General features: G+C 58.3%; 23 protein-coding genes. 13 read left to right on the top strand and 10 right to left on the bottom strand.

Annotated features, from left to right (window positions below; all coding sequences use genetic code 11):
* The first annotated feature begins 50 nt into the window (after nt 1–50).
* Together RMV17_RS17720 and RMV17_RS17715 are read left to right on the top strand one after the other, a co-directional pair.
* Nucleotides 51–1,133 carry a hypothetical protein gene (locus RMV17_RS17720; RefSeq protein WP_311881468.1) on the top strand — a complete coding sequence of 361 codons (1,083 nt, stop codon included), beginning with the start codon at nt 51–53 and terminating at the stop codon, nt 1,131–1,133.
* Nucleotides 1,134–1,135: 2 nt separating this feature from the next.
* Nucleotides 1,136–1,489 carry a DUF1428 domain-containing protein gene (locus RMV17_RS17715; RefSeq protein WP_311881466.1) on the top strand — a complete coding sequence of 118 codons (354 nt, stop codon included), beginning with the start codon at nt 1,136–1,138 and terminating at the stop codon, nt 1,487–1,489.
* A 250-nt stretch (nt 1,490–1,739) separates the two neighbouring features.
* Here RMV17_RS17715 and RMV17_RS17710 read toward each other — a convergent pair whose 3' ends face one another.
* A complete protein-coding gene (locus RMV17_RS17710; RefSeq protein WP_034155528.1) occupies nt 1,740–1,934 on the bottom strand; it encodes a hypothetical protein in 195 nt (64 codons plus the stop codon).
* Nucleotides 1,935–2,041: 107 nt separating this feature from the next.
* Between RMV17_RS17710 and thpR the strand changes: the two genes are divergently transcribed.
* Complete coding sequence (gene thpR / locus RMV17_RS17705; RefSeq protein WP_311881465.1) at nt 2,042–2,563, top strand: RNA 2',3'-cyclic phosphodiesterase; 522 nt, start codon at nt 2,042–2,044, stop codon at nt 2,561–2,563.
* A 235-nt stretch (nt 2,564–2,798) separates the two neighbouring features.
* On the opposite strand, the gene RMV17_RS17700 is transcribed toward thpR, so the two are convergent.
* The 5 genes from RMV17_RS17700 to RMV17_RS17680 form a co-directional block, all read right to left on the bottom strand.
* Nucleotides 2,799–3,896 (bottom strand): polyamine ABC transporter substrate-binding protein, encoded by a 1,098-nt coding sequence (locus RMV17_RS17700; protein WP_108226929.1) that lies wholly within the window; start codon nt 3,894–3,896, stop codon nt 2,799–2,801.
* A 189-nt stretch (nt 3,897–4,085) separates the two neighbouring features.
* The gene (locus RMV17_RS17695; RefSeq protein ID WP_034155531.1) at nt 4,086–4,961 is read right to left on the bottom strand and encodes an ABC transporter permease subunit; all 876 of its coding nucleotides are present in this window, start codon (nt 4,959–4,961) and stop codon (nt 4,086–4,088) included.
* Nucleotides 4,958–5,839: an ABC transporter permease subunit gene (locus tag RMV17_RS17690; protein ID WP_371042493.1), complete on the bottom strand. Its 882-nt coding sequence runs from the start codon at nt 5,837–5,839 to the stop codon at nt 4,958–4,960. Before RMV17_RS17690 ends, RMV17_RS17695 begins: the two co-directional genes overlap by 4 nt.
* 29 nt (nt 5,840–5,868) lie before the next feature.
* Complete coding sequence (locus RMV17_RS17685) at nt 5,869–7,011, bottom strand: ABC transporter ATP-binding protein (protein WP_077572275.1); 1,143 nt, start codon at nt 7,009–7,011, stop codon at nt 5,869–5,871.
* Nucleotides 7,012–7,382: 371 nt separating this feature from the next.
* Entirely contained in the window at nt 7,383–8,144 is a 762-nt protein-coding gene (locus RMV17_RS17680; RefSeq protein WP_311881463.1) for a gamma-glutamyl-gamma-aminobutyrate hydrolase family protein, read from the bottom strand.
* A 282-nt stretch (nt 8,145–8,426) separates the two neighbouring features.
* On the opposite strand from RMV17_RS17680, the gene RMV17_RS17675 reads away from it, so the two are divergent.
* The 4 genes from RMV17_RS17675 (at nt 8,427) to RMV17_RS17660 (ending at nt 14,091) form a co-directional block, all read left to right on the top strand.
* Complete coding sequence (locus RMV17_RS17675) at nt 8,427–9,803, top strand: glutamine synthetase family protein (protein WP_007918694.1); 1,377 nt, start codon at nt 8,427–8,429, stop codon at nt 9,801–9,803.
* 282 nt (nt 9,804–10,085) lie between these two features.
* Entirely contained in the window at nt 10,086–11,576 is a 1,491-nt protein-coding gene (locus tag RMV17_RS17670; protein ID WP_223027758.1) for an aldehyde dehydrogenase, read from the top strand.
* 49 nt (nt 11,577–11,625) lie between these two features.
* Nucleotides 11,626–12,909: an FAD-binding oxidoreductase gene (locus tag RMV17_RS17665; RefSeq protein WP_034155536.1), complete on the top strand. Its 1,284-nt coding sequence runs from the start codon at nt 11,626–11,628 to the stop codon at nt 12,907–12,909.
* A 633-nt stretch (nt 12,910–13,542) separates the two neighbouring features.
* A complete protein-coding gene (locus tag RMV17_RS17660) occupies nt 13,543–14,091 on the top strand; it encodes a cupin domain-containing protein (protein ID WP_007950154.1) in 549 nt (182 codons plus the stop codon).
* Nucleotides 14,092–14,929: 838 nt separating this feature from the next.
* Here RMV17_RS17660 and RMV17_RS17655 read toward each other — a convergent pair.
* Together RMV17_RS17655 and RMV17_RS17650 are read right to left on the bottom strand one after the other, a co-directional pair.
* Nucleotides 14,930–15,652 (bottom strand): DUF4225 domain-containing protein, encoded by a 723-nt coding sequence (locus tag RMV17_RS17655; RefSeq protein WP_311881460.1) that lies wholly within the window; start codon nt 15,650–15,652, stop codon nt 14,930–14,932.
* On the bottom strand, nt 15,645–16,145 hold the full coding sequence (locus tag RMV17_RS17650; RefSeq protein WP_311881459.1) for an Hcp family type VI secretion system effector: 501 nt from the start codon (nt 16,143–16,145) through the stop codon (nt 15,645–15,647). The genes RMV17_RS17655 and RMV17_RS17650 overlap by 8 nt, the downstream gene beginning before the upstream one ends.
* A gap of 350 nt (nt 16,146–16,495) precedes the next feature.
* Here RMV17_RS17650 and RMV17_RS17645 point away from each other — a divergent pair, with 350 nt between their 5' ends.
* Entirely contained in the window at nt 16,496–16,780 is a 285-nt protein-coding gene (locus tag RMV17_RS17645) for a hypothetical protein (protein ID WP_108226925.1), read from the top strand.
* 77 nt (nt 16,781–16,857) lie between these two features.
* Here RMV17_RS17645 and RMV17_RS17640 read toward each other — a convergent pair whose 3' ends face one another.
* Entirely contained in the window at nt 16,858–17,289 is a 432-nt protein-coding gene (locus RMV17_RS17640) for a hypothetical protein (RefSeq protein WP_311881457.1), read from the bottom strand.
* 165 nt (nt 17,290–17,454) lie between these two features.
* Here RMV17_RS17640 and RMV17_RS17635 point away from each other — a divergent pair, with 165 nt between their 5' ends.
* The 3 genes from RMV17_RS17635 to RMV17_RS17625 all read left to right on the top strand — a co-directional run bounded on the left by RMV17_RS17635 (nt 17,455) and on the right by RMV17_RS17625 (nt 19,393).
* Nucleotides 17,455–17,844, top strand: coding sequence for a hypothetical protein (locus RMV17_RS17635; protein ID WP_034155541.1), 390 nt, complete (start codon nt 17,455–17,457; stop codon nt 17,842–17,844).
* 15 nt (nt 17,845–17,859) lie between these two features.
* The gene (locus RMV17_RS17630; protein WP_108226923.1) at nt 17,860–18,282 is read left to right on the top strand and encodes an HD domain-containing protein; all 423 of its coding nucleotides are present in this window, start codon (nt 17,860–17,862) and stop codon (nt 18,280–18,282) included.
* 88 nt (nt 18,283–18,370) lie between these two features.
* Nucleotides 18,371–19,393 carry an AbrB family transcriptional regulator gene (locus tag RMV17_RS17625; protein WP_311881456.1) on the top strand — a complete coding sequence of 341 codons (1,023 nt, stop codon included), beginning with the start codon at nt 18,371–18,373 and terminating at the stop codon, nt 19,391–19,393.
* A gap of 237 nt (nt 19,394–19,630) precedes the next feature.
* On the opposite strand, the gene RMV17_RS17620 is transcribed toward RMV17_RS17625, so the two are convergent.
* A complete protein-coding gene (locus tag RMV17_RS17620) occupies nt 19,631–20,407 on the bottom strand; it encodes an NAD(P)H-dependent oxidoreductase (RefSeq protein ID WP_311881455.1) in 777 nt (258 codons plus the stop codon).
* Nucleotides 20,408–20,492: 85 nt separating this feature from the next.
* On the opposite strand from RMV17_RS17620, the gene RMV17_RS17615 reads away from it, so the two are divergent.
* Nucleotides 20,493–21,386 carry a LysR family transcriptional regulator gene (locus RMV17_RS17615; protein WP_311881454.1) on the top strand — a complete coding sequence of 298 codons (894 nt, stop codon included), beginning with the start codon at nt 20,493–20,495 and terminating at the stop codon, nt 21,384–21,386.
* A gap of 252 nt (nt 21,387–21,638) precedes the next feature.
* A complete protein-coding gene (locus RMV17_RS17610) occupies nt 21,639–22,424 on the top strand; it encodes a DeoR/GlpR family DNA-binding transcription regulator (RefSeq protein ID WP_311881453.1) in 786 nt (261 codons plus the stop codon).
* Nucleotides 22,425–22,454: the final 30 nt, after the last annotated feature.

Genomic DNA, 22,454 nt, shown 5'->3' with positions numbered 1-22,454 from the left:
CCCACCTATACTCAAATCTGTCTCCCCGGATTTTCAAGGACACCGCCACCGTGAACCCGCGTGCGCTGCTCGTCGCCGCATTGTTGTTGCTGGCCGGCTGCGCCACTTCGGCGCGGGCGCCGGTGTCGGCGCCGCAGGCTGTGTTTGTCTCGCCAGCTACCTGGCAGCAGATCGACCGGGAAATCGTCAGCGCTTCGCAGCAGTCCACCGAGCAAGTCAAAGTCTTTGCCCGTGGCTCAATGGAACATTGGCGCACTCGGGTCTATCAGCAAACTGAAGAAAATTTCATCCCGTGGTTCAGCAGCTACTGGACCCAGGAATGGCTGTCGATGAAGGTCAGTTGGTACACGATCAATGCCGGTGGCGAACAGGACGCGTCGGCCAAGCGGCTGGCGGCGTATCTGCTTGAGCAATATCAGGAAAGGGTGCTGGCGCCGGTGGCGGTGGAGATCGATCCGGATGCGATTCTCGGGCAGGCCACGGCGTTCTATGCGCAGTTGATGGCGCAGCAGATGCCGCTCATCGCCCAACGTCATGGTGTGCCCGTTGGTCAGCTCAACGGACGCTTGCAGAAAGTCCCCGCCATCGCGCTGGGCCCGCCGCCGGCGCGAGACGCCTCGTTGTTTCAAGTGATCAGCACGGAACCGTTGAACACCTTGCCGGCCTACGCCGCTCTGATCGACAAGATTCACACTGACGGCGGCGCCAAGGGTATCGCCTCGACTGACGCTGGCATGGCCCCGGTGGCCAAGCGCGCGAGCCAGCGTATGGAGGCGGAAATGGCCCCGCGCGGCGCCGCCAGTGCGGTGGCTGCTGCGGCAGGAAAACTGGCCGGAGGGCTGATTTCGGTCGGTGTGGCGGGCATTCGCGCGATCATTCAGGCCAATGACCGGCCGGACAGCGAAGCGTTGATCCGCAGCAGCCTGGGCAGCACCTTCGACAAGGCCTGGCTGAAACTGGTGCAGAACCCGACCACCGGCGTCATGGCCGGCACGCTGCACATGGCCGGGCAGGTCGAACGCAATCTGGGTGGGGGCGATGAACCGTCGGTCGGCTTGGGTGTGAATGCTGTCGAATGGCAGCCACCGCAATCGACTAACCAGCAGATCGAACCCAACGTGCAAGGAGAATGATCATGGCTTACATCGATATTTTTGTGGCGCCGGTGCCGACTGCCAACCTTGAGCAGTACAAAAAGCACTGTGAAATCGCGGCGAAACTGTTCAAGGAATATGGTGCACAGGATGTGATGCAGTGCTGGGGCGATGACGTGCCGGAGGGCAAGGTCACGTCATTTCCGATGGCGGTCAAACTCAAGGAGGGCGAAACGGTGTCGTCCGGCTGGCTGATCTGGCCGGACAAAACCACCCGTGATGCCGGCATGGCAAAAATGATGGAAGACCCGCGCATGCAACCCGACGTCAACCCGATGGGGTTTGATGGCCAACGCATGATTTTTGGCGGCTTCAAAAACATCCTCGAACCCTGAGGCCAACGCAAAATCTCTTGTAGGCTTTCGTGTACTCGCGATGGCGCCCGTACATTCAAAATCATCATTGCCTGACCTACCGCTATCGCTGGCAAGCCAGCTCCCACAGGTTTTGTGTGAAGCCAGCAATGGTGGGCGCACCGCACGACCCTGTGGGAGCTGGCTTGCCAGCGATGGCGTCTGCACATTCAACACCTCATTGGGAGACCTGCCGCTATCGCGAGCAGGCGAAGGCCTACAGGTACTGTGTTCACTCGGGTGAGGGGGTGATGCGGCAGCTTTTGCGGTCGCGGATCTGCTCGTCCGTCGGCCGTTCACGGACGAACTCGAAGCGCGGCTCACCCTCGCTGTAATGCACCAGCCAGCCCCATTCCAGTTCACTTTCATCCTGCCCGGGATTGGGCGGGCGGGCCCACCACGGTTCTTTGCTGAGGACCTCGCGCATGGCGGCCTCCGGTTGATGGCAATCCTTGAACTATAGCTTCCTGTCACGAGTCGTCTGGTCAGGCTGTGTAGAATCCGGCGGATCACGATGAACAGGGGAGCAGGGCCATGACCGATGAAGCGAAGCGACTGTTTTTCGCCCTCGATTGCCCGGCGGTGCAACGCAAGGCGATTGCACAATGGCGAGTGGAGTTGGGGTTGCGCACCGGTAAGCCGGTGCCGGCGGACAACTTTCATCTGACGTTGCTGTTTCTCGGCGCCGTGCCATTGGCGCAGATCAATGAAGTCTGCGAGGCGGCCGGGCACGTACGCACGCCGGGTGAGCCATTGAAGATTGCGCTGGATCGCTTGCAGGTCTGGCATCGCGCCGGGGTGTTGTCGCTGGCGCCTGAGCAGGCTCCGCAAACGTTGTTGCGCTTGGTCTATGCGCTGGAGCAGGCGATGTTGCCGTTTGGCTTTGAAGAGACGCCCCGCGAGTTTCGCCCGCACCTGACGCTGGCCCGAGACTACCGCGCGCCGGAACCGGAATCCGCTACGCCGCCGGAGTTTTTCCTGCGTGCCGAACGCTTCGCCCTGTTCGAATCACACAAGGGCCGCTATCGGATCCTGCAAGATTGGCCGCTGATCTGAAGGCACAAAAAAAGGCGCCCGAGGGCGCCTGAAATTCACCTTGACCGAGGGAGCCAGGTGAGGCCGTTCATTGCAGGGTGCAGCGGTGGTAAGGCGCTGCGTGAACGGGAAATGTTTACACTGATCGTTCCCACGCTCTGCGTGGGAATGCCTCTTGTGACGCTCCGCGTCACGCTTTGGGACGCAGAGCGTCCCGGACTGCATTCCCACGCGGAGCGTGGGAACGATCATCGGCTCACTTACCGAGTTTCACCCGGGTCCAGCCACGGGTCATGATTCGCTGCGTGGCAATCGGCTGATCCGGCACCGCATACAGCGTCGCCATCACCGCTTGCGACGGGTACGAACCCGGGTCGTTGCGGATCGCTTCATCCACCAATGGCGTGGCCGCTGCGTTGGCGTTGCTGTAGCCGTTGCTGTTGGTGATCTCGGCGATGATGTCCGGGCGCATCAGGAAGTCCATGAACAGGTAAGCGTTCTCGACGTTCGCCGCATCACGCGGGATGGCGACCATGTCGTAGAAGCTGCCGGCGCCTTCCTTGGGAATGCTGTAATCGATCACCACGTTGTTGCCCGATTCCACCGCGCGGGCCTTGGCTTGCAGCACGTCGCCGGAGTAACCGACCGCGACGCAGATGTTGCCGTTGGCCAGATCCGAGATGTATTTCGAGGAGTGGAAGTAGGCCACGTTCGGGCGGATTTTCATGAACAGCGCCTCGGCCTCCTTGATGTGCGCGGTGTCCTTGTCGTTCACCGGGTAGCCCAGATAGTGCAGGGCGGCCGGGATCATTTCGGTCGGCGAGTCGAGGAAACTGATGCCGCAGGCTTTCAGTTTTTCAGCGTTTTCCGGTTTGAACAGCAAGTCCCAGGAATTGGTCGGGGCGTTGGCGCCGAGCACTTCCTTGACCTTGGCCGGGTTGAAACCGATGCCGATCGAGCCCCACATGTACGGGAACGCGTGGGCGTTGTCCGGATCACTGGCGGCGGCATTTTTCAGCAGCACCGGGTTGAGATTCTTCCAGTTCGGCAGCTTCGATTTGTCCAGGGTCTGATAGACGCCGGCCTTGATCTGCTTGGCCAGGAAACTGTTCGACGGCACGACCAGGTCGTAGCCGGATTTGCCCGCCAGCAAACGCGCCTCAAGGGTTTCGTTGCTGTCGAAGACGTCGTAGGTCACGCGGATGCCGGTCTCTTCTTCGAACTTCTTGACGGTGTCTGGCGCGATGTAATCGGACCAGTTGTAAACACGCAGCACCTTGTCGTTGGCCTGGGCGCCCATAACCATTGCGCCCATTAAGGACAGTGTCAGCAGAGTCCTGCCAAACATTTTCATCGGTACAACTCCATTCTTTTTATTCACGTTACGCAAAGCCCCCTCACCCTAACCCTCTCCCAGGGGGAGAGGGGACTGACCGAGGGGCTGACTACATTTGTGTAGGAGCTGTCGAGTGAAACGAGGCTGCGATCTTTTGATCTTTCACATCAAGATCAAAAGATCGCAGCGTGCCGCAGCTCCTACAGGTCAAGCGGTGGCGGCTTGTTGCGGTTGCTGCCACGACTCGTTCGCGGTCTGATCCATCGCTTCCTGAATCGCTCGCTTACGGTTGGCTTCTGCCTTGCGGCCGAAGTACCAGACCAGGAAGGTCACCAGCGACACCGCCAGCAGAATCAGGCTGGCGACGGCGTTGATCTCAGGCTTCACGCCCAGACGCACCGCCGAGAACACTTCCATCGGCAGGGTCGTCGAACCCGGCCCGGAGACGAAGCTGGCCAACACCAGGTCATCCAGCGACAAGGCGAACGACATCATCCCGCCCGCCGCCAGCGACGGCGCAATCATTGGAATGGTGATCAGGAAAAACACCTTGAACGGCTTCGCACCGAGATCCATCGCTGCTTCTTCGATCGACAGATCCAGCTCGCGAAGGCGGGCGGAGACTACCACCGCGACATAAGCGGCACAAAACGTGGTGTGAGCGATCCAGATCGTGACGATGCCACGCTCCTGCGGCCAGCCGATCAGTTGCGCCATGGCCACGAATAGCAGCAACAGCGACAGACCGGTGATCACCTCAGGCATCACCAGCGGCGCAGTGACCAGACCACCAAACAGCGTGCGGCCCTTGAAGCGCGTGACGCGAGTCAGCACGAAGGCGGCGAGGGTGCCCAGCGCCACGGCGGCAATCGCGGTGTAGCAGGCGATTTCCAGCGAGCGCACCACCGAGCCCATCAGTTGCGTGTTGTCGAGCAAACCGACGTACCACTTCACCGACCAGCCACCCCACACCGTCACCAGTTTCGAGGCGTTGAACGAGTAGATCACCAGAATCAGCATCGGCAGATAAATGAACATCAGGCCGAAGATCAGCATGAACTTGGAAAAACCGAAGCGTTTCATCCCCGTGCCTCCATCTCTTTGGCCTGGCTGCGGTTGAACAGCAGAATCGGCACAATCAGGATCAACAGCATCACCACCGCCAGTGCAGACGCCACCGGCCAGTCGCGGTTATTGAAGAACTCTTGCCACAGCACGCGACCGATCATCAGCGTCTCCGGGCCACCGAGCAGTTCCGGAATCACGAACTCACCGACCACCGGAATGAACACCAGCATGCAGCCTGCGATGATGCCGTTCTTGGCCAGCGGCACGGTGATTTTCCAGAAGTTGTTGAAGTTGCTCGAACCCAGGTCCTGCGCGGCTTCCAGCAGGCTGCCATCGTGCTTGACGAGGTTGGCGTACAGCGGCAACACCATGAACGGCAGGTAGGCGTAAACCACGCCGATATACACGGCCGTGTTGGTGTTGAGGATCTCGATCGGGTGATCGGTCAGCCCCGTCCACATCAAAAACGCGTTGAGCAGACCGTTGTTGCTGAGGATGCCCATCCACGCGTAAACGCGGATCAGGATCGCGGTCCAGGTCGGCATCATGATCAACAGCAGCAGGACGTTTTGCGTTTCCTTGCCGGTCTTGGTGATCGCGTAGGCCATCGGAAAACCGATCAACAGGCACATCATCGTGCTCAGCGCCGCGACTTTCAGCGAACCGAGGTAGGCCGACAGGTACAGCTCGTCTTCGCCGAGCATGGTGTAGTTGCCGATGTTGAGCAGCAGCTGGAATTTCTGTTCGGCGTAGGTGTAGATCTCCGAGTAGGGCGGGATCGACAGCGCGGCTTCCGAGAAGCTGATCTTCATCACCAGAAAGAACGGCAGCATGAAGAACAGGAACAGCCAGATGAACGGAATGCCGATCACCAGTTTTCGCCCGCTGGGCACCAGGCGCAGGAATTGCTGATTGAAGGTTCTCATGAGCGCAGTACCACGCCGCTATCGTCTTCCCACCAGACGTAGACTTTGTCGTCCCAGGTCGGGCGCGCGCCACGGCGTTCGGCGTTGGCCATGAACGACTGGACGATTTTGCCGCCGGGCAATTCGACGTAGAACACTGAGTGGCCGCCGAGGTAGGCGATGTCATGCACCTTGCCTTCGGACCAGTTGTAGCGGAACTCCGGCTTGGTGGTGCTGACGAGCATTTTTTCCGGACGGATCGCGTAGGTGACCGACTTGTCCTGCACCGAAGTGCTGACGCCGTGACCGACGTAGATCTTCTGCTGCAAGTCCGGGCTGTGGATGATCGCGTGACCTTCAAGGTCTTCCACCACGGTGCCGTCGAAGGCGTTCACGTTGCCGATGAATTCGCAAACCATGCGGCTGACCGGGGCTTCATAGATGTCGACCGGGCTGCCGATCTGCGCGATCCAGCCCAGGTGCATGATCGCGATGCGCTCGGCCATGGTCATGGCCTCTTCCTGGTCGTGGGTGACCATCACGCACGTCACGCCGACGCGTTCGATGATTTGCACGAGTTCCAATTGCATCTGCGAACGCAGCTTTTTATCCAGCGCGCCCATTGGCTCGTCGAGCAGCAACAACTTCGGACGCTTGGCCAGCGAGCGGGCGAGGGCGACGCGCTGACGCTGACCACCGGACAACTGGTGCGGACGGCGTTTGGCGTATTGAGTCATGTGTACAAGGCGCAGCATTTCATCGACACGGGCGTCGATTTCACTGGCCGGCAAACGGTCTTGCTTGAGGCCGAAGGCGATGTTCTGCGCGACGGTCATGTGTGGGAACAGCGCGTAGGACTGGAACATCATGTTGATCGGCCGCTCGTACGGCGGCATGTCGGTGATGTCCACGCCGTCGAGCAGAATCCGCCCTTCAGTCGGGCGCTCGAAACCGGCGAGCATCCGCAGCAGGGTCGATTTGCCCGAACCGGAGCCGCCGAGCAGGGCAAAGATTTCGCCCTGATGGATCTCCAGGGACACATCGTCCACGGCCACGGTTTCGTCGAACTTCTTGGTGACACGGTCGACTTTCACCAGAACCTTTTTCGGTTGCTGATGACCTTCAAGTGCCTTCCTGTAAGTGCTGGAGGCGTTTGCCATGTGAAACTCCCAACAGGTTTCGTTCGCCTGGCCAATGTGGCCGGGCTTAAGTGGATTGCAAGCCTGTAAGCGCAGTCCCGGTCGAATCGCCGCAATACCCTGTGGGAGCTGGCTTGCCAGCGATGGCGGTGGGTCAGTCACCCTTAATGTTGAAGGTGACGGCCTCATCGCTGGCAAGCCAGCTCCCACAGGGTTTTGCATTGTTCCAACAGGTATTGCACCTACCGATCCGGCTTGTTCGGCGCCGCCGTCCTGGCTGCCTGGGTCGTACTTGTTGTTATTACGGGTGTTGCTGTTCACGGATGACGGATGTGCGCAGGCACACCCGACCTCCGAGGGGGCAGTAAATCGTTACGTATTCTTGGGTTGGATCAGCGCTGGTTGCGCCGCGCCGCCCGTTGCCGGCAAGCCGCGCCGAATGCCTGGAAAATCTTCAGGTAGTTCGGGTTGTCGAGCACTTGCCATTCCGGGTGCCATTGCACGCCGAGCGCGAAGGTCGGGCTGTGTTCGACCGAGATCGCCTCGATCAAACCGTCCGGCGCTACGGCTTCGGCACGCAGGCCTGGGGCGAGACGGTCGATGCCCTGGCTGTGAATCGAGTTCACCTGGAACTCGCCCGGCAGTTCCAGCGCTTCGAACACGCCGCCGCTCAATACCGTCACGGCATGGGCCGGTGCGTATTGCACGGCCACGTCCGGGCTGTCGGCTTCACGGTGATCGAGCATGCCCGGCAGGTCGTGCACCTTCTGATGCAGGCTGCCGCCGAACGCCACGTTCATTTCCTGGAAGCCTCGGCAAATGCCGAGCACCGGAACGCCCGCCGCGATGGCTGCACGCAATAAAGGAAGGGTGGTGGCGTCCCGCGCCGGATCGTGATCCGTGCCGGGGGCGCTGGCCGGGCCTTGATAGTGGAAAGGTTCCACGTTCGAGGGAGAGCCGGTCAGCAGCAGACCGTCGAGTTGACCGAGCAGGTCTTCGATTTCAGTCAGGGTGCCAAGGGAAGGAATGACCACTGGCAGCCCGTTAGCGCCAACGCTGACAGCACGTACGTACTTGTCGCCGCTGATGTGATAGGGGTGCAGGCCAATCTGTTTGACGCACGCAGTAACGCCGATCAATGGCTTGAATGCCATTTTTATTCACCTCGAAGTTTGACACTTGAACGAGCTTTTCCGGAGCTTAGCCTCGTTGATTTTAATTAACAACTGCCATGTAAAAAATTCTAAACGCCGTTCATCATATCGTCATGATTCTCGGGGCTCTGGCGCCTGTATTGGCACGCAAGTGTTAAAAAAAGCCCGAAAAATAAACCCTGAGCGGCCATCTGTTCGCTATTGACTTCACTTTGTCGTTCGGGTTGACTGGCTCTGCGAAACAGCAGTGAACATAATAATTAACAGCTAAATAGGTGCATCATGTCGGTCCCTCTGCGTACCGTTCAACTCAACGAAGCAAACGCATTCCTTAAGAAATATCCTGAGGTTTTGTACGTCGACCTTCTGATTGCGGATATGAACGGTGTGGTGCGCGGCAAGCGCATCGAACGCACCAGTCTTCATAAGGTTTACGAGAAAGGCATCAACCTGCCGGCCTCGCTTTTCGCGCTCGACATCAACGGCTCCACGGTGGAAAGCACCGGCCTGGGTCTGGACATCGGCGACGCTGACCGCATCTGCTACCCGATCCCCGGCACTCTGAGCATCGAGCCGTGGCAGAAGCGTCCCACCGCACAACTTCTAATGACCATGCACGAAATCGAAGGCCAGCCGTTCTTCGCTGACCCACGTGAAGTGCTGGCCAACGTCGTGCGCAAATTCGACGACCTCGGTCTGACCATCTGCGCGGCGTTCGAACTCGAGTTCTATCTGATCGATCAGGACAACGTGAACGGCCGCCCGCAGTCGCCACGTTCGCCGGTGTCCGGCAAGCGTCCGGTGTCGACTCAGGTGTACCTGATCGACGACCTCGACGAATACGTCGATTGCCTGCAAGACATCCTCGAAGGCGCGAAAGAGCAGGGCATCCCGGCTGACGCGATCGTCAAGGAAAGCGCCCCGGCGCAGTTCGAAGTCAACCTGCATCACGTCTCCGACCCGATCAAGGCGTGCGACTACGCCGTCCTGCTCAAGCGTCTGGTGAAGAACATCGCCTACGACCACGAGATGGACACCACCTTCATGGCCAAGCCGTATCCGGGCCAGGCAGGCAACGGTCTGCACGTGCACATTTCGATCCTGGACAAAGAAGGCAACAACATCTTCGCCAGCGAGGATCCCGAGCAGAACGCCGCACTGCGTCACGCGATCGGCGGTGTGCTCGAGACCCTGCCTGCGCAAATGGCGTTCCTCTGCCCGAACGTCAACTCCTACCGCCGTTTCGGCGCGCAGTTCTACGTACCGAACTCGCCGAGCTGGGGCATCGACAACCGCACCGTTGCGGTCCGTGTGCCAACCGGTTCGGCCGACGCCGTGCGTATCGAGCATCGCGTTGCTGGCGCTGACGCCAACCCGTACCTGTTGATGGCTTCGGTGCTGGCCGGTATTCACCACGGTCTGACCAACCAGATCGAACCGGGCGCCCCGGTGGAAGGCAACAGCTACGAGCAGAACGAGCAAAGTCTGCCGAACAACCTGCGCGATGCACTGCGTGAGCTGGACGACAGTGAGGTCATGGCCCGCTACATCGACCCGATGTACATCGACGTGTTTGTCGCTTGTAAGGAGAGCGAGCTGGCCGAGTTCGAGAACTCGATCTCTGACCTTGAGTACAACTGGTATCTGCATACGGTGTGAGTGTTTGAGGGCCCCAAAAGCCAAAAGCCCCTCACCCTAACCCTCTCCCAGAGGGAGAGGGGACTGATTCGGGGATGCTCGGGGAATCCGCCGACCTGAACGATTTTTGCCGAATCCATATTCGACTCGGTCGTTCAGGTCGGCGGAGATTCTGAGCATCCCCCGGTCGGTCCCCTCTACCCCTGGGAGAGGGCTAGGGTGAGGGCAGCCATCTCAAGCCAGACACAGCAACCCGACACAACACCCGACACCCCCAAATTCCCCCCTCGTCGAGCCACAACAATGACAACGACCCGCAACGACTGGGAACAACGCTTCCAGTCCCTGACCATCGAAGCCCGCGCATTCATCAACGGTGAATACCGCCCGGCCATCAGTGGCGACACTTTCGAATGCCTGAGCCCCGTCGACGGGCGTTTCCTCGCCTCCGTGGCCAGCACCGATGAAGCCGACGCCAACCTCGCCGTTGAAGTTGCGCGCCAGTCTTTCGAATCCGGCATCTGGGCGAAAAAAGCCCCGGCCGAGCGCAAGCGCATCCTGATCCGCTTCGCCGATCTGATCCTGCAACACCAGGAAGAACTGGCGCTGCTGGAAACCCTCGACATGGGTAAACCGATCAGCGATTCGATGAGCATCGACATCCCGGCGACCGCCAACGCGATCCGCTGGAGCGCCGAAGCCATCGACAAGATCTACGACGAAGTCGCCGCCACCCCGCACGATCAACTTGGTCTCGTCACCCGCGAGCCTTCCGGTGTGGTCGCGGCTATCGTGCCGTGGAACTTCCCGCTGATCATGGCCAGCTGGAAATTCGCTCCAGCACTGGCGGCGGGCAACTCGTTCATTCTCAAGCCTTCGGAAAAGTCGCCACTGACCGCGATCCGCATCGCCCAGCTCGCGCTGGATGCCGGCATTCCGAAAGGCGTGTTCAACGTCCTGCCAGGCTTCGGCCACACCGTCGGCAAGGCGCTGGCGTTGCACATGGATGTCGACGTGCTGGCCTTCACCGGCTCCACGGCGATTGCCAAACAGCTGATGATTTATGCCGGCCAAAGCAACATGAAACGCGTCTGGCTCGAAGCAGGGGGCAAGAGCCCGAACGTGGTGTTTGCCGACGCACCGGACTTGCGCGCGGCAGCACAAGCAGCGGCCGGCGCCATTGCTTTTAACCAGGGCGAAGTGTGCACTGCGGGATCGCGCTTGCTGGTCGAGCGTTCGATCCGCGAGCAGTTCATTCCGCTGTTGGTGGAAGCGCTGCAAGCGTGGCAACCGGGTCACGCACTGGATCCGGCAACCACCGTCGGTGCCGTGGTCGATCAGCGTCAACTCGACAACGTGCTGCGCTACATCAGCATCGGTCGCGAGCAGGGCGCCGAGCTGATTGCCGGCGGCCAACGCACCCTTGAAGAAACCGGCGGCCTCTATGTGCAACCGGCGCTGTTCGACGGCGTGACCAACGCGATGACCATCGCTCAGGAAGAAATTTTTGGCCCGGTGCTGTCGCTGATCACCTTCGACACCGCGGAAGAAGCACTGCAGATCGCCAACGACAGCATCTTCGGCCTCGCTGCCGGCGTGTGGACCAGCAACCTCAGCAAGGCGCACACCTTCGCCCGTGGCCTGCGTGCCGGCAGCGTCTGGGTCAACCAGTACGACGGCGGCGACATGACCGCACCGTTCGGTGGTTTCAAACAGTCGGGCAACGGCCGCGATAAATCGCTGCACGCGTTCGACAAGTACACCGAGCTGAAAGCGACCTGGATCAAGCTCTGACTCTATTACAGCGGTGGTCGCCTTCTATTGGCGGCCCTCGGAGAAACGTATGAAACAGCAACACGTAAACAGCTACTACGCCGCCACTCGCAACGAAGTCATCGACTTCCCGGTTCTGGAAGAGTCGGTCGAGTGCGATGTCTGCATCATCGGCGCCGGTTACACCGGCCTGTCCTCGGCGCTGTTCCTCACCGAAGCGGGCTACAAAGTGACGGTGCTGGAAGCGGCGAAAGTCGGCTACGGCGCCAGCGGTCGCAACGGCGGCCAACTGGTCAACTCGTACAGTCGCGACGTCGACGTGATCGAAGAGCGTTACGGCGACAAGACTGCAGAAATTCTCGGCAGCATGATCTTCGAAGGCGCCGACATCATCCGTTCGCGCATCAAGGAATACGACATCCAATGCGACTACCGCCCGGGCGGTATCTTCGCAGCGATGAACAAGAAACAACTCAACGGTCTGGCCGAGCAGAAGCGCGGCTGGGAACGTTACGGCAACAACAACCTGAAGATGCTCGACGCGGCTGAGATTCGTCGTGAAGTCGGCTCCGATGCATACGTCGGCGGCCTGCTGGACATGCAGGGCGGCCACGTTCACCCGCTGAACCTGGCCCTCGGTGAAGCTGCGGCGATCACGCGTTTGGGCGGCAAGATCTACGAGCAATCGGCGGCCGTGGAAATCAAATACGGCGAGCCTAACGTCGTGCGTACAGCCAAAGGCCAGGTCCGCGCCAAGTACCTGCTGATCGCTGGCAACGCTTATCTGCCGCAAGGTCTCGACAACCGCGTGACCGCGAAAAGCATGCCCTGCGGCTCGCAGATCGTCGTCACCGAACCGCTGACCGAGAAGCAGGCACGCAGCCTGATCACCAACAACTACTGCGTCGAAGACTGCAACTACCTGTTGGATTACTACCGTCTGACCGCCGACAACCGTCTGCTCTACGGCGGCGGCGTGGTCTACGGCGCGCGTGAACCGGACGACATCGAACAACTGATCCGCCCGAAGATCCTCAAGACCTTCCCGCAGCTCAAAGACGTCAAGATCGACTACCGCTGGACCGGCAACTTCCTGCTGACCATGTCCCGCATGCCGCAATTCGGCCGCATCGAAAAGAACGCCTACTACATGCAAGGCTACAGCGGCCACGGCGTCACCTGCTCGCACCTTGCCGGCAAGCTGATCTCGGAAATGATCCGTGGCGACGCCGAGCGTTTCGACGCCTTTGCGTCGTTGCCGCACATGCCAATGCTCGGCGGCCGCACGTTCTCCGCGCCACTCACCGCCCTCGGCGCCGTCTACTATTCGCTGCGCGACCGCTTCGGCCTCTAGGTTACCTCCCCGGCGGCGGTCCCCAAGACCCCGCCGGTTTTTTTACCTGACGCACCAGAACTCCAAATGTAGGCCTTCGCCTGCTCGCGATGAGGCCAGCCCAGCCACCCTCCCTCCCACAGAAACACCTGGAACCCTGCGGGAGTCTGGCTTGCCAGCGATGACGCCCTGACAACCGCCACAAAGCCAACTGACACAAAAGAGATCCAACTGTGGGAGCGAGCTTGCTCGCGAAGGGGCCATAACAGCCAACATCCATGTCGTCTGACACACCGCTTTCGCGAGCAAGCTCGCTCCCACAGTGCCTGCATTACCAAGGCAAGAAGGACTTTTGCCGCACCGTCCATCGAACCTGCTGAGCAACATCGGCAAACGTGATTTAATAGCCGCCTTTCACGGTTCCGGGACACGGGAGCAACGTGATCCGCGCCCCTCGCGCGGCACCCGCCACCCACCCCCATTACCCGTGGGTCTGCGCGAGAACCGCCGAGCGGCGATCAGGCAAGGCAAAAACAGGCGAGGAAGCGGAGTGTAGGGCCCTACATGAGCATTCCGAGTCTGTTTTTAACGCAGCATGATCGTCGCGCAGGCAGTTTTCGCGCAGAGCCTAAGTACTACTCACATAAGGCAGTCATGGATACGGGTTCTCGACTCAAACTAGTACGCGAAAGCTACAAACTCTCCCAGCGCGAGCTGGCCCGGCGTAGCGGCGTGACCAATGCCACCATCTCCCTGATCGAACAGAATCGCGTCAGCCCCTCCGTCAGCTCACTGAAAAAGCTGCTCGAAGGCATACCGATGTCTCTGGCCGACTTCTTCACCTTCGACCAACCCCCGCGCGAACACCAATACGTCTTCCGCGCCAACGAACAACCCGACCTCGGCCGCCACGGCCTGCGCCTGCTACTGATCGGCGCCTCCGTACCCAGCCGCCAGATGCGCTTGCTGCGCGAGCAATACGCCCCGGGCGCGAGTTCTGGGGAAGAGCCGATTGTGCATGCTGAGGGTGAGGAGTGCGGGCTGGTGACGCGTGGTACGGTTGAGTTGACCGTGGATGGGTCGGTGAGTGTGTTGAATGCGGGGGATGGGTATTACTTTCCGACGACATTACCGCATAAGTTTAGGAATATCGGGGCGGATGAGGCTGAGATTATTAGTGCGAATACGCCGGCTAACTTCTGATTAGTGCTGCACGTAAGCCCCTGCATTGCAAAAAAATCCGACGCTTTTTTGAAGGTGTCGGATTTTTTTTGAATAAGGAAAAGTTTGTAGGGTTGATGGTTTTCATTTGTACGAAAGTTCTGAATCAGTGTGTGATGATGCAAAGTTAATGGCGTTATGATTTTTCTGGCATGTTTAGATTTCTTGGTGATTCGAATTTTTCGAGGCCAAGGAGTGCTGGGAATTATGAGTGTTCGGAAAATGTGCTTTGTGATTGGTTTTTTCTTTGCGGCTTTTGCGCTTTGTGTGCTCTATATTATGTTGCTTGTGATTTTGTTTGATAGATTTTTCCCTTTTGGTGAGATTGCAGTGCAGGTCTTTTTGAGCACGTTTTCGCTCGCGTGCTCGGATTGATTGTGTTGATGGTTTTCATGTCTGGAATTGAATTATGAGATTGGATGATCTTCGATATTACTTTAGTGTTTCAGGGTTGGTAGTCGCGTCTGCCGGATTTTATGCAATGGTTTTCATGGGGGGTGTGCGTGAGTTATTTGAGATCGAAGAGTCGATATTCTGGATGTTGTTCTGGATTGTTTTCTTGTTTTTCGCAATTTTTGGGCTTGTATACTATGTTCCTCGTCTTCGTAATGTGCTCTCTGGAGAAGTGATTGAAGAAAAACACTATAGTTTAAAAGTCGCGTGGGCTGAGATAGTCATTGCATCTATAACTGCGACCGCTATTTTTACTAATTTTTTCTTGGAGTTTGATTTCTTTAGTAATGTGTCGTACTGGGTAATGGCGTTTTTCTTGTTTTTTTTGTTTCTTGGGATATTTTGTTATTTGAGTTTTTTTCAACGTTCATTTCGCTCTCGCCGTTGACGGACTCGGTATATGATTATTTTCAAGGCTTGATTCTTTTATAATTGCGTTTAGCGTGAAGCTGTCGACTAATGCTTCGAATGACAAAGCTAGTTTCCCCATCTGCTTGTGAGCTCGCTCGTAGTTTAAAGGGTCTTTATGAAAAAGTTGCACAGAATCAGGCTTTCTAACGAGTTTTACCATGCCTTGAATGGATAGGTATAGATCGGCTGTGTAATAGCCAAGATTGCCATTTTTGACACCAAGTATTTTCTGATAAGCCATCCTCATAGGCCCTACCAAACTTGGGTTGTCGGGGCCGCGATAGATGTTTCCCACCCCCTCGTAAACGTTGTTGATGCCATGCCCGAGTAATAGCGCGCCCATGACGCCGCCTTTCCCTCTGCCAGATCCAATTACTACAGCGCCAGCCTGAATTTGTAGGGTTCCTGAAGCAATGCTCACCCCATTCTGAAAATAAAATATGGATTTGGCAGAAAGCTCTGAATACTCCTCCCTCAGTTCATGCAACCCTTGCTTCGCACTAATAACACCTTCATCCACCGCCCGAATAATTTCATTCGCATAAGACGACACAATCTCGCCAAACTTGATTTGGTTGAAACTGTCGTACAACTGGGTCGCGCCAATCTGGCAGCCGAAAGCGACCAGGTCTGACGCGGCACGGGTAACGTCGTTAATGTCGCATGAGTCCTCATTCATCGTTATTCCCCCACGTGCTAGAACCGCACGTGCCCGCTTGAATATGCGTCCAACTGATTTCGCGATAGGTGAATGACACCAGTTCCTGTGGCTGTGCGTCATTGAGGTGAATGGCGTGGGGTACTTGAAGATTGATGTGGGCGACTTTGGCACCGGTTATGTGGATTTTGAAATATTTGTCTTGAGTGCCGGCGGGCGAGGTTCGGTAGAAAAATATTGTGCATTCCAGCACTTCGCGTTCGTGAAGTGCGGCGGACAGGAGAGGGGAGGATTTGTCGATGTTCTTGGTGATCATGATTGGCAGGTGTTGGCCCCGGTCGGCGCCAACGCCACTGTTATTGCCAGCGGTCATGTTGTGTGCGTAGGCCAGCACCATGATTTCATCCAGGTGACCCAACTGGCATTTGTTGCCGATTGAACTGGTGTCGGAACATCCGCCGGAAATCAGTCCTTGTCGGTTTCCGGTGATCGTCATGTAACTGTGATTGGCCATGGCTACTCGGCTTTATTAAAGGATTAGTCTTGTCTGCAGAGTAACCGTCAAATAAACCCATGGCGGAGAGGAAAAAGTTCAGTGGTTTTCAAACTCAGACGCGTCTTACAGGAGCTGCGGAAGTCAGGAAGTGAATGTTCTGAAGTGGTAAAAAGTTATGTCCGATTTTAAGAACGCTTCGTATTCCGGCGGGAGCAAGCTCCCTCGCCACATGGGGTATTTTCCTGCGAAGTTTTCAAACATCGAAATGGCGCGAGCCTTTCGGGCGATAACCATTCGTCCGACACACCGCACGTTCGCCGCACACCTTCTTCCAATGCTGTAACTCACCCAGCAAAGGAAGAGCCACCATGCTGAACCATAAAATCGCGGTGTTTACCCTCGCGGCGTTGCTGTCCGGCAGTTCGCTTTATGCGATCGCGGCCGGCGAAACGTCCACCCCGACAGCGAACGACGGCACTAGCCAGACTCGCGACCCGGCGTCCCCCGCCACCAATGCCGATCCCGATGCCAATTCGCTGCCTAAAGGTGGCGACAGCGGCAAGACTGATAGTGGTCCTGTGCCTTCAGCCACCAAACCCAGTGGTGCCGGGCAGACCACCGGTAGCAGCAGTGGCGGTAGCGGCGGCGGTTAATGGATATCGCGCACTAAAAAGCCCGGTCTTTGGAGCCGGGCTTTTCTTTGTGTATCGACAATACTGGGATTAATCGATTACTTCGTTTTCCAATGCCCCCCACCATTCTCACAATCAATCCGCGCCTGAGCCAAATGCTCCACGTCGTAGTAATACGTGGTTACTTGCGCGTTGTCGGGGATGTTCAGCGCTTTGGCGTTTTTGTCCTTGCTGGTGGAATGCGGGTTGGCCAGGGATTCCTGGGTTATGGTGGCGATGCACGTGGCCTGGTAGTGATCGGCGCAGTGTTCGACCTTGGTTTTTTTGCTGTTGAGCATGTCTTTGCTTTCGTTGCTGCACGACCAGTCGATGGAGCTGACGGGCATGCCTTCATATTCATAGCAACTGTGGGTTTCTACGGCGGGCACCGAGGCACTGGAGGATTGGGTCTGCACGTCGCAGCCTTCGGCCATGACGCAGGTGGGGATGATGGCGAAGGTGGCGAGCAGAAGCAGGAAGCGAATGTTCATCGGGGTTTCCTCTTCAAGAGCGCCGTGTTTGATCGAGGCTTTTGGCGCTTTAAAGTTTCGAGGCGGCGTGGAGGAGGGAGGTTCCATCGGGTTTTTGATTTGCTCCAGTCGCGTACACTGCGAAACAATCGGAAACATCAGCGCCCAAGGATTGGAATATTGCCCATGATCGAAATCGGCAGCCGCAACAATGCGCTCCCCTCACAACATCCATTTCACGACATCTACCTGTTTCACATTGACCCTGAAAAGCCATCCACGCCTTTCTGCTTCGAGCAGTCGATGTCCGGCGGGCATATGGAGCATGGCGGTGCCCGGTGGTTGGCGCTGGATGAGCTGGATGCCTGGCCTGGAGAGTGGCGCGAGCATCTGAAAAAGGCTGATTGCGCGTGGGTTGCCGAGTTGATCGATGCCCATCCAAAAGCCGATCAGGCCACATTGGTGTCGCTGATACTTCAGCGTCATTCCGAGCCAACGAAGCCAACCGGGCGGCTTAAAGCGATCGGCAACTGGCTCAAACGCAACATCCACGTCGGCGGCCGCTACGGCGTTTAACCCACGGAGACTCCCATGACCCAGACCCTCGAACGCGCTATCGCCATCGCCGCCACGGCCCACGCCGGGCAGGTCGACAAGGGCGGTGCGCCGTACATTCTGCATCCGCTGAAAGTCATGTTACGGATGAGCACGCTGGAAGAACGCATCGTTGCCGTGCTGCATGACGTGGTTGAGGATTGCGGTGTCAGCCTTGATGACTTGCGTAATGAAGGTTTCAGCGAAGAGGTGCTGACGGCGATTGAGTCGGTGACCAAAGTGCCGGGCGAATCCTATGAAGACTTCGTCGACCGCGCCGCACAGAACCCGATCGGTCGGGTGGTGAAGCTGGCGGATCTGGAAGAGAACAGCGACCTGTCGCGGATTGCCTCGCCGAGTTGGGAGGATCTGGAACGGGTCGAGAAATATCGGCGGGCGATTGGACGGTTGCGCGGCTGAAAACGAATACATTCCCTGTAGGAGCTGCCGAAGGCTCGGGCCGCGATCGGGGTTGTGGTGTGTCAGGTAAATAGCCAGGAAGGCGACTATGAAATCCATTCTGTGTTTGTTGATTGCCGCTGGTTTCGGCGCGCTGTTGCAGTTTGAAGGCGTGCCCCATGGTTTGTTGTTGGGCTCGATTGTCGTTACCGCATTGTTTGCCAGTAAAACCGGTATCGCCCCGGCAACACCTTATGGACTGGGTTACATCCAGGTCACGCTGGGCATCGCCACCGGGCTGATGTTCGAAGCGTGGGACAGTGAGACGGCGTCAACGATGTTGCCGAGCCTTGGTGTGTTACTGATTTGCCTGACCGTGCAAATCGCGCTCGCCGGATGGTGGCTGACGCGCGGCGCGGGCTGGAATCGCACCGATGCGCTGTTGGCGGTTTATCCCGGTGCGCTGGCAGCAGTATTCGATTTACTCGAGTCGGAAAAGGCGTCGAGCAAGGTCATCATCGTGCATCTGACGCGCTTGCTGATCATCACGGTGTTGGTGAGTTTCTTGATTCCCGGTCAAGCCGCTGCGGTGGCGGTTGCCGACGGTGATCCTTTGACGACAGGCATGGCGCTGACTGCCTTTTCGGTCATCGCATTGAGCGTGCTGCTCGGGCGTTTGCTGCTGGTGATCGGTGTCCCGGCGCCGTTCATGCTCACCGCGATCATCATCACGGCGGTGTTTGTGAAAGCGGGATGGCTGCACGGTTTTCACATGCCGGACTGGAGTTTGAATCTCGCGGCGCTGATTCTCGGTGTGCGGATCGGTTCAAGGTTTCAAGGCCTTGGCGTCGCGGAGCTGGGACGACATGGCCGCACGGCGTTGGTCTCGGTTGGTTTGATGATTGTGGTTGCGGCCGTGTTTGCTGAAGTCGCGGCGCGCTGGTTGGGCAGTGATCCGCTGTCACTGTGGCTGGCGTACATGCCGGGGGCGATAGAGACGATTGCGATTGTCGCGTTTGGTGGTGGGCTGAATGTGGTGTTTATCCTGACTCATCATTTGAGCCGGATGGTGTTGCTGCATTTTGCGCCGGCGTTGTTGGTGCAGGTGCGGCGGGCGCGTGAGGAAACATGACTCGAGCCACTGATGCCAGCATGATGCGGCGTGTCAGTTAGATCCAACCCCCTCACCCCAGCCCTCTCCCCCAGGGGGGGCGAGGGGGAAAGGGAGCCGATCTCGGTGTCTTTCAAAAGCTGAGTTCAACTCGAGATATCAGGTCGGCGTAGCTCGAAAAAACAACTCGGTCAGTCCCCTCTCCCTCTGGGAGAGGGTTAGGGTGAGGGGCTTTTGCTCTACGTGGTTGATGCGGCGCTAGCGAATGTGTGCGTCGAAGCCTTCGCTATCCGGCGCGATATCGCTTTTCAATGTCAACTCCGGAATCTCATACTCCCCCGCATTCTGCTGCCGAAACTCAATCGGCCTTGCACTCCACAACTCATCCAGCCGCCGCCCCAATTCATCACAAGTCTCGGCATACCGCGCCGCATCCATCCGGCTAGTCCGATACACCACAAACGGCGGCACCACGTCAAAACCGGGGTAGTACAAAATCCCGTGTTGAATCGGAAACAGCAAATCATCAATCGGCCCGTTGATCCCGCGCGGCGCATAGTGTGATTCCCAGCCACCAGTGGTGACCATCAACATCGCCCGTTTGCCTTTCATTTTCCCTTCGCCATAACGCTCGCCCCAACGACTGTCGGAATGCTCGCCAACACCGTAGGCAAAACCGTAGGCGTACACCCGATCAACCCAGCCTTTGAGAATGGCCGGCATGGTGAACCACCACAGCGGAAATTGCAGAATCAGCGCATCGGCCCACAGCAGTTTCTCCTGCTCACGCGCGATGTCGGCAGCCTGAGTGCCTGCTGCGTAAGCGACTTTCGAGTCGAGCGAAGCATGGAACGGTTTCGTCGCATCGCGCTCTGGGGCGTCGTCGGCGTCGAGGGTGGCTTTCCAGTTCATCGCGTAGAGGTCGGAGACCTGCACGGTGTGGCCGGCGGCTTGCAGGCGCTGGACGCTGAAGTCGCGCAGCGAGCCATTGAGGGACGTCGGTTCCGGGTGTGCGTAGACGAGTAAGACGTTCATGTTGAAGCTCCGTTAGCTGAGTGACTGCAGGATCGGCGTTCAATCGGTATATTGGAAATGAATGTCTGATATGTCTGGTATAGCCATGAATAATTTGAGACGGCTGGATATCAATCTGCTGCTGACCCTTGATGTGCTGCTGTCGGAGCACAACGTCACTCGCGCCGCGCAGCGCCTGAACCTGTCGCAACCTTCGGTGAGTGTGCATCTGGCCAAGTTGCGCGACATCTTTGGTGATCCGCTGCTGTTGCCCGGGCCGCGCGGCATGCGCCCGACGGCACGCGCCGATGAATTGCGTGAACCGTTGCGCGAGGCATTGGAGGCGTTGGAGAGGGCGGTGGCGCCGGCCAGCGCGTTCGACCCGGCGCTGGCGACCCACACCTGGAAGATCGCCGCGACCGATTACGGCGAGTCGACGGTGGTGTTGCCGGCGCTGAGCAGTTTGCGCGAACTGGCGCCGGGCACGCGGCTGGCGGTGATCGATCTGACCCCGGCGCATTTGGTCAAACAGGCCGAGCAGGGCGTCTTCGATCTGGCGCTGCACATCAGCGAAGACGCGCCGCCGGAGCTACATCGACGTCCGCTGTTCACCGAGCGTTATGTGCTCGCCGGTAGAGTCGGGCATCCAGGTTTGACGCGTGCACCGAGTCGCAAACAGTTCTGCGCGTTGGAACACGTGATGTTGTCGCGCGAGGGCGGGGGCTTTTTCGGGGTGACCGACCGGGCGTTGGCTGATGTCGGGCTGATGAGAAAAGTGGTGTTGTCGGTGCCGCACTTTCTGATGGCGATGTCGGTGCTGGCCAGCACCGATCTGGTGGCGATGCTGCCGTCACGTCTGGTGCGCGGCAACCCGGCGTTGCAAGTGGTCGACGCGCCGCTGGAGGTGCCGGGTTACGAGATGGCGATGTTCTGGGGCGAACGTTCGCACCGCGATCCGGCGCACAAATGGCTGCGCGAGCAATTGCTGGCTTCGGTCTGAGGCCTTAGGCGTGACCCAGGGCAATTGCAAACGACACGACGATCATGCACGCGAACGCGAAATTGAGATTCATGAGCTGTTCATCCTGAGCCTTTTAGAAGTGCGGCCATTCTGAACAGGTTGAAAGCAAAGAAAAAATTCGCCTTGTTGATTCCAATGATCGAAACAATTGATACCCCGTCGGTTTGTGTTTGTTGGAGCCTTTCGCTACTCTCGCAAAACCTGCAACTACAAGCATAAACAGGCATAACCATGCACGATCATTCCGCGGCTGAACTGCCGTCCCTGCGTCGACAGAAAATCCTTTTGCTCCTCGAACGCGACGGCAAAGTCATGGCGTCCGAGTTGAGCCAGCACTTCGCAGTCTCCGAAGACACCATCCGCCGCGACCTCGCTGAACTGGACAACGCCGGGCTGGTGCAACGCGTACACGGCGGGGCGCTGCCGCGTCCAAAGGACTCCGGCAAGGATTACTTCACGCGGCTGGACGAGACGGATGAGGTGAAAATCCGCCTGGCGCAGCGGGCGGCGCAGGAGATTGAAGACGGGCAGATTGTGCTGTTCGATTCCGGCTCGACGACGCTGCAGGTGGCGCGCTCGTTGCGTGCCGATATCAGCATCACGGCGGTGACCGCTTCGCCGATGACGGCGATTGCCTTGTCTGAATTCAAGGCTGTGAAAGTGATTCTCGCCGGCGGCCAGTTGAACCCGCGAACGATGGCGGCGGGTGGACATGAGGCGCTGCGGTTGCTGGCCGGGATCAGGGCAGATCTGGCGATTACCGGCGTGTGTGCGATTCATCCGGCGGTGGGGATTACTTCGCTGCATTTTGATGAAGTGCCGGTGAAGCAGGCGATGCTCGATGGCGCCGCGCGGGTGATTGCGGTGACCACGGCGGACAAGTTGGGGGCGGTGGAGCCGTTTGTGGTGGCGCCGTGTACGCGCCTGCATACGCTGATTACCGAACGGCATGTGGCGTCGGGGAGTGTCGAGGATTACCGGCGGTTGGGGATTGTGGTCGAGCAGTTGCCGGATTGAGGTTTTGTGATGAAGCTGATGGCCTCATCG

This window comes from Pseudomonas sp. VD-NE ins, from assembly GCF_031882575.1.
Classification (GTDB): Bacteria; Pseudomonadota; Gammaproteobacteria; order Pseudomonadales; family Pseudomonadaceae; genus Aquipseudomonas; species Aquipseudomonas fluorescens_BZ.
This window is presented reverse-complemented; position numbering and strand designations above follow the sequence as displayed.